Source organism: Hyphomicrobium sp., assembly GCF_036833075.1.
GTDB lineage: Bacteria > Pseudomonadota > Alphaproteobacteria > Rhizobiales > Hyphomicrobiaceae > Hyphomicrobium_C.
The window spans coordinates 21,995-31,946 of the sequence record NZ_DAITQL010000030.1 but is presented as its reverse complement, the minus strand read 5'-3'; the positions used below and the strand labels follow the sequence as shown (position 1 = coordinate 31,946).

The following is a 9,952-nucleotide window of genomic DNA, read 5'->3' as shown; positions in this document are numbered from 1 at the left end:
CGAAGCGGCGCTCGCCGCCTCCGGCCGCGCGAGGGGGAGCGCCGTTGCGGCGGCGCTGCTCGTTGCGTCCGCGGTTGCCGCCGCGCGGGTCGGCGTGGGCGAACTCGCCGGCGTGCTCGACGCCGCGCTGCTCATGTGCGCGAGGCTCACGTGTGCGCGTGTCGTGCGCGCGGGGCTCATGCGTCGTCCGGCGGCGGTCGCGGTCGCCGCGCGGGGCTGCGCCTTCATGGCGGCGTCCGCGGTGGGCGTTGCCGGTCGGCTGGCCGTCGTCCCGCCTGGGTGGGGTCTTGTCGGCGACGATCGAGGGATCGTTGCGGCGGTCCTCGTGCGGGATCTTCTGACGCGTCAGGCGCTCGATGCCGCGGAGCAGGTCGCGCTCCTCCGCATCGCAGAGCGAGATGGCGATGCCCGATGCGCCGGCGCGCGCGGTGCGGCCGATGCGGTGCACGTAGGCCTCGGGAACCTCGGGCAGCTCGTAGTTGACGACATGCGTAACGAGGTCGATGTCGATGCCGCGCGCGGCGATATCGGTCGCGACGAGCACGTCGATGCGTGCCTGCTTGAAGTCCTCGAGCGCGATCTCGCGCTGGCGCTGGCTCTTGTTGCCGTGGATGGCCGCGGCCTTCATGCCGGCCGTCTCGAGGTGGCGGGCCACGCGGTCGGCGCCGCGCTTGGTGCGGGTGAAGACGAGCGTGCGCGTCATCTCGGAATCGGCGAGCAACTCCGCCAGCAGCGCACGCTTCTTGCCGGTCTCGATGTGGATCACGCGCTGGCGCACGCGCTCGGCCGTGGTGGCGACGGGGGCGACGGAGACCTTCACGGGATTGTTCAGGAGCTCGTCGGCGAGGCCCGCGATCTCCTTCGGCATGGTGGCGGAGAAGAACAGGTTCTGGCGGCGGTGCGACAGATGCGAAACGATGCGGCGGATCGGCTTCACGAAGCCGAGGTCCAGCATCTGGTCGGCCTCGTCGAGGACGAAGATCTCGGTGCCGGAGAGGTCGGCGCAGCGCTGCTCCATCAGGTCGAGCAGGCGGCCCGGGGCGGCGACCAGCACGTCGACACCGCGCGCAAGCGCCTGGATCTGCGGGCGATGGGCGACGCCGCCGAAAACGACGGCGACGGTGATGCCGAGGTGGCGGCCGTAGGCGCGGAAGCTCTCGCCGATCTGCGAGCAAAGCTCACGCGTGGGCGAGAGGATCAGCACCCGGCAGCCCTTGCGCGGCGCCGGACGGCGGTCGGCTGCAAGCCGATGCAGGATCGGGAGCGCGAAGGCGGCCGTCTTGCCGGTGCCGGTCTGCGCGATGCCGAGGAGGTTGCGGCCCTCCATGACCGGCGGGATCGCCTGGGCCTGGATCGGGGTCGGGGTCTTGTAGCCTTCGCCCTCGAGCGCCTTGAGGATCGGCTCGGCGAGGCGAAGATCGGTAAATGATGTCAATGGATGGTCTTTCTTGTCTTGGCCGCGCATAGCGGCAAGCGGCCTCTGCCGCTGCGGCGAGGCGCTCTTTCGTTTCGATGACGCCCCGCGTGGCCTGGGCTGTCGGATGGGGAGTTCTTCGGGGCGCGCTCAACAGGGGGACGAATAGGGCTTATCTTTATGCCCGAGACTTGTCCCTTCACGCGGCTGGAGCGCCGGAAAGACGCTCGACTCTTTCGAGCGTTGCGCGGCTTGTCTCATGGTGGGCGTGCGAAGTCAAGGACGGGCCGGCCGCGGCAGAGTCGCAGGGCATCGCGCGGAGGACCCCGCCTGAGGTGGCGCGGACTGGCTTACGCGGGCGTTTCCGGAACGACGAACGCCGCCGGCGAGGCCGGCGGCGTCATGGTCCGATCGGACCGTCGCGGATGTCTCGCGGGCCTCTTAAGAGACCAACTGGACCTGTCCGGCCTGCTTGCCGCGGCCCTTGCGGTCGTCCTCGAGGACGAACGAAAGCTTGTCGCCCTCGTAGACGCCGTTGATGCCGGCGCGCTCGAGCGCGGAGACGTGGATGAAGACGTCCTTTGATCCGTCCTCGGGCTGGATGAAGCCGAAGCCCTTCGCGGTATTGAAGAACTTCACGGTGCCCGTGATGCGATCCATGCGTCAGTTTCCTTCTTGCGTGCAAAAAAAGATGAGCCAGTCCCGGACGGCACGCCGTACGCCCGGGATCTCAGTCGATCAGGAATAAGGCAAAACGGCCGGTGGCACGCTCTCTCATTCAACTTCGTGAGGGTACGTCCACCTCGGAGCGCACCGGCCTGCGTTATATGCGGGCTGTCTGTGGCGAAAGCAAGGGCGGTTTTGAGCGCGCTTCGCCGGATCCATCTCAGGTGCAAGCCCGCCGGGTGGGTTCTGCCGCCAATGCGCGTTCGCCGGCGAGCGGTCAGACGTGCGGCTTTTCCTCGATGCTGCATTGCGAATGCCGGGCTCCGATCCTTGCCCCTGGGGTGCGCGCGGATTATCTTTAAAAAAAAGAAAAGTTCGAGGAAATGACGCAGCGAAGGGTGGTGCGATGGCCGAGACGCAAACCCGTGAGATGGCGAAGGCCCACGAGATCACGAAGGCCGATGTGGACAGGTTCCTGTTCGGCAAGCATCTCACCAACTGTGCCGTCTGCGGGCGGTTCCGCTCGAAATGTGATCTCGACGTCCACACGCTGAGCTGCCAGCGCGGCGCCACGGCGGATTGCTCCGCGAGCTCGACGCTCCATGTGCTGATGATCGTCTGCCAGAACTGCGGGGCGATCGAATTCCACGACCGGAGCGTGATCGCCAAATGGCTCGAGAACCAGCGCGTGACGCAAGTCGTTTAGCGCGTGCCTCGTTTGGCGTACGGCGGCGATGTCCATGATCCGATGTCCGGAGCGGCTTTGCTCAGGATCCGGAGCGAGGCTCCTCGTGCGACTCATCCGGGATGCGGCCGAGGATCCTGCGCGGCATGGCGCTCTTGATGCAGTGTTCCTGACCGGCTCGCTCAGACCGCTCGTTGTTGCTTGCCGAGCCACAATTTGGCCGTAGAAGCACTCGCTTTTGCGGCGAGGGGCGACAATCCAACGAAACTCTTGGCCCGTCTCAGGGGTTCATGCGAGTGGATGCCGTGCGTTCAGGCTTCATTCATGTCAACAACACGATCGTTCCCGGTATGAGCAGCCTCGGCCAGAAGGAGCGGGATCTGCGGATCGATTTCTTCCGCGGCCTCGCCCTCATCTTCATCTTCATCGACCACGTCCCGGACAATACCTGGGCGCGCGCGACGCTGCAGAACTTCGGCTTCTCGGACGCGAGCGAGGTGTTCGTGCTGCTCGCGGGCTATTCGGCGGGGCTCGCCTACTGGTCCATGAGCGAGCGCGAGGATTTCCGGGGCGCGTTCCAGCGCGCAAGCCGGCGGGCCCGCGAGATCTACGTCTGGCACATCGGCATCTTCATCGCCTCCGCGCTGCTGCTCTATACGGCGGCCCGGCTGTTCCAGAACCCGGCCTACGTGAACAACATCGCCATCGCCGAGCTCGCCAAGGATCCGCTCCGGACGCTTGGCGCGACGATGGCGCTGTTCTACCAGCCGAACCAGATGAACATCCTGCCGATGTACGTCGTGCTGATGTTCTGGCTGCCGGCCGCGCTGTTCCTCATCAAGCGGAGCGTCGCGCTGGCGATGACGGTCTCGGTCGGCATCTGGCTCGTCGCCAACGTCGCGAGCCTCAACCTGCCCACGCATCACCGCGTGACGGGATGGTTCTTCAACCCGTTTGCCTGGCAGCTCCTGTTCACCACCGGGGTTGCCGCGTCGGTGCTCTTGCGGCGCGCGCCGTTACGGCCGCGGCCGGAGTTTCTCATCCCCATCGGGGCCTACCTCGTCTTTGCGTTCGTCGTCGCGGCCCCTTGGGTGGCGGTGCCGTGGCTGCCCGACGGGCGGCTCCTGCCGCGCGACCTGGTGGAGCCGATGAGCAAGCACGACCTGTCGGCCTGGCGGCTCCTGCACGTGCTGGCGCTCGCCTACCTCGTCGCGACGCTGGTGCCCGCTCAGGCCTCGTGGCTCAAGCGTCCGTGGGCCAATGTGGTCCAGACCTGCGGCAAACACTCCCTCGAAATCTTTTCCCTTGGCACACTCCTGTCATTTTTTGGTTGGATAGCGCTCACGGAGCTGGGCTCCAACCCAATGACGATGCTTGCCGTTAACGCCGCCGGCATCGGGATCATGAGTGTGATTGCATGGCAGATGTCGCGCCGCAAAGAGCTGTCTCGCGTTTCGCGGCCCTCGGTTCCCGCGCTCGCCTCCTAACCTGTCTGGCTTCCTTCGCAGCAATCGGTGCGGCCGGCGCCGTGCCGGCATCGGCTGGCGGCTGCACCGTGCCGGCGGAGCTTCTGGCGTTTCAGGCGCCGCTGCCGAAACTGCTGGCGGCGGTGAGCCAGGGAAAGCCGATCCGGATCGTGGCTCTCGGCTCGTCGAGCACGTGGGGCGCGGGGGCGACGAGCCGTGCGCACACCTATCCGGTCCGGCTCGAGCAGGAGCTGCGTGCCGCCTGGCCCAAGAGCGACGTACGGGTGATCAATGCGGGTGTCGGCGGGCAGCTCGCCCGCCACATGCTGGCGCGCATCGACAAGGACGTCGCCCCGCGGCGTCCGCAGCTCGTCATCTGGCAGACCGGTGTCAACGATGCCATCCGCGGCGTGCCGATCGCGGAGTACCGCCAGCAGCTCCGCACGGGCGTCGAGAGGCTGCGCGCGCTGGGCGCGGATGTCGTGTTCATCGACCAGCAGTTCTATCCGAGCTTCAAGAAGCTCAAGGACGGTCCGCTCTACATGGATGCGATGCGCGAGGTGGCGGCCGACCTCAAGGTGCCACTGGTGCAGCGCTACCGCATCATGCAGCACCTGATCGCGAGCGCGCAGTTCACGACCGCGACGCTGCTGGCGCCGGACCAGTTCCATCTCAACGACCGGGCGTACGACTGCATCGGGCGCCTCGTGGCGCAATCGTTGCGCTCCGTCGCGGCCGCGCCTGCGCCGCCGCCCCCCGCCGCGGCGCCGTCCGCAGAGATGGCCGTGCATAGGGATCAGGCTCTCTGAAGCTAAGTCGGCTCTGACCGATCGGGCCGCGCGGGGTATGGTCTCCCCGCGCCCTTCGCGGCGTTGTCACCCGGACGCGATCCATGCGACAACGGACCGTAGCGATGGGGTCCGTGATGATCGTTCGCTTGTCCAAGGCGGCATTGACGGCGAGCGTCGGCGCGTTCGCTTTGCTGGTCGGTGCCGACAACGTCATCGACGGCGGGACGAACTTCGCGTTCGTTCAGCACGTGCTCTCCATGGACACGACGTTTCCGGGGAACGCCCTCCTGGGGCGGGCGATTACGAGCGAATGGGCCCATCGTGCCGCCTTTGCGCTCATCATCGCCTCGGAGCTTGCCGTCGGCTTCCTCTGCATGCTCGGAGCGTGGCGCCTGTTCGCGGCGCGCGCCCGGTCGGCGTCTCAATTCAATGCGGCGAAGGGGCCGGCCGTCGCCGGTCTCGCGGCCGGCTTTGCGCTCTACTTCTTCGGCTTCCTCGTCGTCGGCGGCGAGTGGTTCCAGATGTGGCAGTCGCAGACGTGGAACGGGCAGGCGGCCGCGTTTCGGTTCGCCGCCTCGTTCGGTTTGGTGCTGATCTTCGTCAACCAGGAGGATACGGACCATGGCCATGACAGACGTCGGTGACATCAAGGTGCCGTTTGCGCCCGCGTTCGCCGGCGACAGCGTCGTCGCCGTCGGGCACGCCGGGCAGGTACATCTCATCGACGGTGCGACGGGACGGCTGATCTGGACGCAGGTGCTGGCGGAGAAGCCCGGCGCGTCGGCCTGCGACGGGCAGGCGGTTTCCGTCGGCATCGCCGAAGGCATCGTGCTCGCGGGCTCCATGGGCCATGTGTTCGCGCTCAGGCTCGAGGATGGGTCGATGCTGTGGCACACGGCGCTGCGCGGCCGCGGGGCGAGCGAGACGAGCCTTGCGGTCGGCGGGCTGGCCACCGATTACGTGGCGCGGCTCGAAAGCTAGGTCATGACCTAGGCGGGGAGGGGAGCCCTCGTTATCCGATGGAGCGTGCGGGCGTGTGTGTCGGCCGCGCCTCGTCCGCCGTCCCGCCGATGTCCGCCCGAAGAGCGCCCTTGTGCGCCGGCGTCCGACCCTTCATGGTTCTGTGCTCAGAGGGTTTGTATGGCCGCAGCCGCGTTCAACGTCGACGCCTATACGGATGCGCTGGTCGTTCTCGGGACGGCGGGCATCGTCGTGCCGCTCGTACAGCGTTGGGGCATCAGCAGCGTGCTCGGCTACCTGTGCGCCGGGGCCGTCCTGGGGCCGCTCGGGCTCGGATCCTTCAGGGGCGAGCTTCCGTTCCTCTCTTGGGTCACGGTGGTGGACGCCAAGAACGTCTCCGCAATCGCGGAGCTTGGCGTCGTGTTCCTCTTGTTCGTGATCGGGCTCGAACTCACCTACCAGCGCCTGCAGACCATGCGCCGCCTGGTGTTCGGTCTCGGCACGCTGCAGGTGGTGCTGTCGACGGCCGTGATCGGCGGCGCCGTCGCGCTGACCGGAGAGGGGCCGGCCGTTGCCGTGGTGCTCGGCGCGTGCCTCGCCCTGTCCTCCACCGCCATCGTGATCGAGATCCTCGCGAACCAGCGCCGCCTGACCACCGCCGCCGGCCGTGCGAGCTTCTCCGTGCTTCTCGCGCAGGACCTTGCGGTGGTGCCGATCCTGCTCACGATCTCCATCCTCGGCCGCGGGACCAACGCCCCGGCGCTCACGGGCGTTGCGCTGGCCGTTGGTACGGCGGTGCTGGCGATCGGATTGATCGTGCTGGTCGGCCGCCTGTTCCTGAGGCCGCTCTTCCGGCTGGTCTCCTCGTTCGGCATGAACGAGCTGTTCGTGGCGGCCATCCTGTTCGTCATCGTCGGGACGGCGACGGCCGCCGGCGTTGCGGGCCTGCCGATGTCGCTCGGAGCGTTCGTCGCCGGCCTGATGCTCGCGGAATCGGAATACCGCAAGGCCATCGAGGCCACCATCGATCCCTTCAAGGGGCTCTTGCTCGGCATCTTCTTCTTCACCGTAGGGATGAACATCGACCTGCGCGAACTCGCGCGCGAGCCGGTCCTGCTGATCCTCGCCGTGGCCGGCGTCATCATGCTCAAGTCCTCCCTGCTGGTCGGTCTCGCGCGCCTCTTCCAGGTGCCGTGGCCGGCGGCGCTCGAAACAGGGCTGCTGCTGGGACCTGGTGGTGAGTTCGCGTTCGTCGGTATCGGCATGGCCTCGGCCGTCGGTGTCGTCGGCACGGAGACGTCGAGCTTCACGCTCGCCGTGACGTCGCTCAGCATGGCGCTCATTCCGCTCCTGGCGCAGATCGACCGGCGCCTGTCGTCGAAGCTCGAGAAGCCCAAGGCGCGCGATCCCGGGCTCGCCATCGGACCCAAGGCCGCGAAAGGGCACGCCATCGTCATCGGTCACGGACGCGTCGGGCAGGTGGTGACCGACCTGCTCCAGGCGCACAAGTTTCCGTTCATCGCCGTGGACAGCGATCCGGCGGTGGTGACCGAGCATCGCCGCCGCGGCCGCGAGGTCTTCTTCGGGGACGCGACCAGCCCGGGGTTCCTCGCGAGCGCCGGTCTCGGGGAAGCTGTGGCGGTGATCATCACGGCCGGCTCGCGAACGGGTGTCGATGAGATCGTGAGATCGGTGCGGGCCATCCGCCCCGACATCCTGCTCGTCGCGCGGGCACGCGATGCCAGCCACGCGCGCCATCTCTATCTCACGGGCGTGACGGACGCGGTGCCCGAGACGATCGAAGCGAGCCTCCAGCTCTCGGAAGCGACGCTGGTCGGATTGGGGCTTCCGACCGGACTCGTGATCGCGTCGATCCACGAGAAGCGCGACGAGTTCCGCCATGAGCTTCAGGAGGCCGCGACGCAGGCCGGTCTGCTGACCACGCGCTCCATCCGAGCCAAGGTGCTGCGGCGCTGAAGCGGCGAGAGTCGCGGCGGCGCTGCCTCTGCGCGCATCCGAGGTCAAGTGCTGTCGGCAGATTTGCCGCATATTATTCACAAACTTCTTCGTCAAATTCTGGAGAATCAGTAGAACTGTTGGGGTGTCACGGAGGACACCCCAATGAAAGCCGCCATCCTTGCCGTCGTGGTGCTTGCGTTCTCAGTGTCTCAAGCGTCTGCGGTCAGCCATGCCGTCAAGATGGCATGCGCCGCCGATTATTTCGCTCATTGCAGCATGCACGCCGTCGGAAGCCCCGGCGTGCGCAAATGCATGAGAGCGGTCGGGCCTCGGCTCTCCACGCGGTGCATCGATGCGCTGATCGCTGCGGGAGAGGTCAAGACGAAGGTCGCGAGCAAGAAAACCTACAAAGCCAAGACGTACGCCGCGAAGACGACCGTCTCGAAAAAGAAAGTGGCGCAGAAGAGCAGCTCGAAGAAGCATTTCGCCGAGAAGCGCGCCTCCAAGAAGGAGCTTGCCGAAAATCGCATTCCGAAAAAGGAGCATGCGAGCAAGCCGTCCAAGAAGCACTACAGCAAAAAGCAGTTCACCCGTCTCGCGGAGGGCTGAGCCGATCCTCTGGGGCGTGTTCTCGGCTCACGAGATCACGCTCCAGGCTTTCGAGGCTCCTTAGAGCCTTTCCAGCTCACGAAGCCCGGAATTTGTCCGCTCGCCCTTAACCCTGAAATGGGTATTAGCGGCCTTTGCCAAATCCGACATATCTAAGACTTTTTCGCCTGTTCTAAGGGATCGTTAGAGCCTCGCGGGTACTCTCGCCGGGACGCTAACGGCGGTAAATCTTTTCGGAACTGGTGGGCGGAAAGGCCGTGCTGCGAAGAGAAGAACCCATTCCGGCGCTGTCGGGAGGCCTGTCGCACGTCGTGATGACAGGGCTGCTCGCGCTGGCGGCGCTTCCTGCGCTCGAGCCCGGCGCGCGTCCTGGCGACGTGCCGCCGACCGTCGGCGTGCCTCGTGCTGCGACGGCGCCAGGCCCCGCCCCGTTGCCGGCCGTGGCCGGTGCCGTGTCGTCCGAAGCCACTGCGGCGAGCGACATCGAGGACGTGTGGCCGGAGGACGAGATCGTCCGCGGGCGCGAGCAGTGCATGCATATTCTTTCGACGACGGCTGCCGACGTCGAATGGCTCGAGCCCGTCAAGAAGGGACCCTGCGGTCTCCCGGCGCCCGTGCGTCTCAAGAGCGTGGGCTCCTCTCCTACGATCGTGTTCGATCCGCCGGTCGATGTGAACTGCCGCATGGTGGCGGCGCTCGATCGATGGGTGAAGACTACGCTGCAGCCGACAGCGCGCGAGCGCATGCGGTCGGAGGTGGTGCGCATCGTCGGCGCGTACGGGTATTCGTGCCGCAACATCTATAATCTTCCGAACGCGAAGCTCAGCCAGCACGCCTTGGCCAATGCGATCGACATCGGCGGCTTCGGCTTTGCGGACGGGCGCATGGTGCGGGTTCTTAAGGGCTGGGGGCTGACGGCGCGGGATATCAAGGCCCAGCAGCAGGCCAAGGCGAAAGCCCTGGCGGAGGCCAAAACCAAAGCTGTGCCCGTGCAGGCGGGCGACGGAGCCAAAGCGAAGGGGTCTCTCGCCGGAACCGCCGATAAATCAAAGCAGAAGGTTAACCCGGTCACGCAGGCGTCGCTCTCGCCACCCTCGGTTTCGCTGCGGCCGGTGTCCAAGGATGGGGAGACGACGGCTGCGGGCGTACCGGCGAAACCCGGCAAAGAAGCCCTGTTTCTGCGCGCCATTCACGAGGGGGCGTGCCGCGAGTTCGGCACCGTGCTTGGCCCAGAGGCTAACGATCCTCACCGCAACCATTTCCACCTGGATCTCATCTCCCGACGTGGTCGCGGCTATTGCGAATAGAGGCTGCGGAAGGGTTTGGTTTACGGCTTCCGGTGCAGAATAGTCTGTCTTGGATCCGCTGACTGATCTAAAGTGCAGTTCATGTTCGCCGCTCG

General features: G+C 66.4%; 10 protein-coding genes. 8 read left to right on the top strand and 2 right to left on the bottom strand.

The window, feature by feature from the left end; genetic code table 11:
* Both V7082_RS10695 and V7082_RS10690 read right to left on the bottom strand, forming a co-directional pair.
* A partial coding sequence (locus V7082_RS10695; protein ID WP_334148352.1) for a DEAD/DEAH box helicase occupies positions 1–1,435 on the bottom strand: 1,435 nt, incomplete at its 3' end.
* Between the two features lie 420 nt (positions 1,436–1,855).
* Positions 1,856–2,074, bottom strand: coding sequence for a cold-shock protein (locus V7082_RS10690; RefSeq protein ID WP_334148351.1), 219 nt, complete (start codon positions 2,072–2,074; stop codon positions 1,856–1,858).
* A gap of 412 nt (positions 2,075–2,486) precedes the next feature.
* On the opposite strand from V7082_RS10690, the gene V7082_RS10685 reads away from it, so the two are divergent.
* From V7082_RS10685 to V7082_RS10650, 8 genes are all read left to right on the top strand, one after another.
* The gene (locus V7082_RS10685; RefSeq protein WP_334148350.1) at positions 2,487–2,786 is read left to right on the top strand and encodes a hypothetical protein; all 300 of its coding nucleotides are present in this window, start codon (positions 2,487–2,489) and stop codon (positions 2,784–2,786) included.
* Between the two features lie 329 nt (positions 2,787–3,115).
* Entirely contained in the window at positions 3,116–4,252 is a 1,137-nt protein-coding gene (locus tag V7082_RS10680; RefSeq protein WP_334148349.1) for an OpgC family protein, read from the top strand.
* 41 nt (positions 4,253–4,293) lie between these two features.
* Complete coding sequence (locus V7082_RS10675) at positions 4,294–5,040, top strand: SGNH/GDSL hydrolase family protein (RefSeq protein ID WP_334148348.1); 747 nt, start codon at positions 4,294–4,296, stop codon at positions 5,038–5,040.
* 116 nt (positions 5,041–5,156) lie between these two features.
* Positions 5,157–5,666, top strand: a complete 510-nt coding sequence (locus V7082_RS10670) for a DUF2165 family protein (RefSeq protein WP_334148347.1) — start codon at positions 5,157–5,159, stop codon at positions 5,664–5,666.
* The gene (locus V7082_RS10665; RefSeq protein WP_334148345.1) at positions 5,644–6,003 is read left to right on the top strand and encodes an outer membrane protein assembly factor BamB family protein; all 360 of its coding nucleotides are present in this window, start codon (positions 5,644–5,646) and stop codon (positions 6,001–6,003) included. Before V7082_RS10670 ends, V7082_RS10665 begins: the two co-directional genes overlap by 23 nt.
* Before the next feature lie 159 nt (positions 6,004–6,162).
* Positions 6,163–7,959 carry a cation:proton antiporter domain-containing protein gene (locus tag V7082_RS10660; RefSeq protein ID WP_334148344.1) on the top strand — a complete coding sequence of 599 codons (1,797 nt, stop codon included), beginning with the start codon at positions 6,163–6,165 and terminating at the stop codon, positions 7,957–7,959.
* 144 nt (positions 7,960–8,103) lie between these two features.
* Positions 8,104–8,550, top strand: a complete 447-nt coding sequence (locus V7082_RS10655) for a hypothetical protein (RefSeq protein WP_334148343.1) — start codon at positions 8,104–8,106, stop codon at positions 8,548–8,550.
* Between the two features lie 257 nt (positions 8,551–8,807).
* Positions 8,808–9,857 (top strand): extensin-like domain-containing protein, encoded by a 1,050-nt coding sequence (locus V7082_RS10650; RefSeq protein ID WP_334148341.1) that lies wholly within the window; start codon positions 8,808–8,810, stop codon positions 9,855–9,857.
* Positions 9,858–9,952 lie beyond the last annotated feature (95 nt).

Excerpts from the sequence above, each read along its gene's own strand:
- V7082_RS10655 (WP_334148343.1), top strand. The coding sequence starts at position 8,104 with ATGAAAGCCGCCATCCTTGCCGTCGTGGTGCTTGCGTTCTCAGTGTCT.
- V7082_RS10685 (WP_334148350.1), top strand. The coding sequence starts at position 2,487 with ATGGCCGAGACGCAAACCCGTGAGATGGCGAAGGCCCACGAGATCACG.
- V7082_RS10680 (WP_334148349.1), top strand. The coding sequence starts at position 3,116 with ATGAGCAGCCTCGGCCAGAAGGAGCGGGATCTGCGGATCGATTTCTTC.
- V7082_RS10670 (WP_334148347.1), top strand. The coding sequence starts at position 5,157 with ATGATCGTTCGCTTGTCCAAGGCGGCATTGACGGCGAGCGTCGGCGCG.
- V7082_RS10665 (WP_334148345.1), top strand. The coding sequence starts at position 5,644 with ATGGCCATGACAGACGTCGGTGACATCAAGGTGCCGTTTGCGCCCGCG.
- V7082_RS10690 (WP_334148351.1), bottom strand. The coding sequence starts at position 2,074 with ATGGATCGCATCACGGGCACCGTGAAGTTCTTCAATACCGCGAAGGGC.
- V7082_RS10660 (WP_334148344.1), top strand. The coding sequence starts at position 6,163 with ATGGCCGCAGCCGCGTTCAACGTCGACGCCTATACGGATGCGCTGGTC.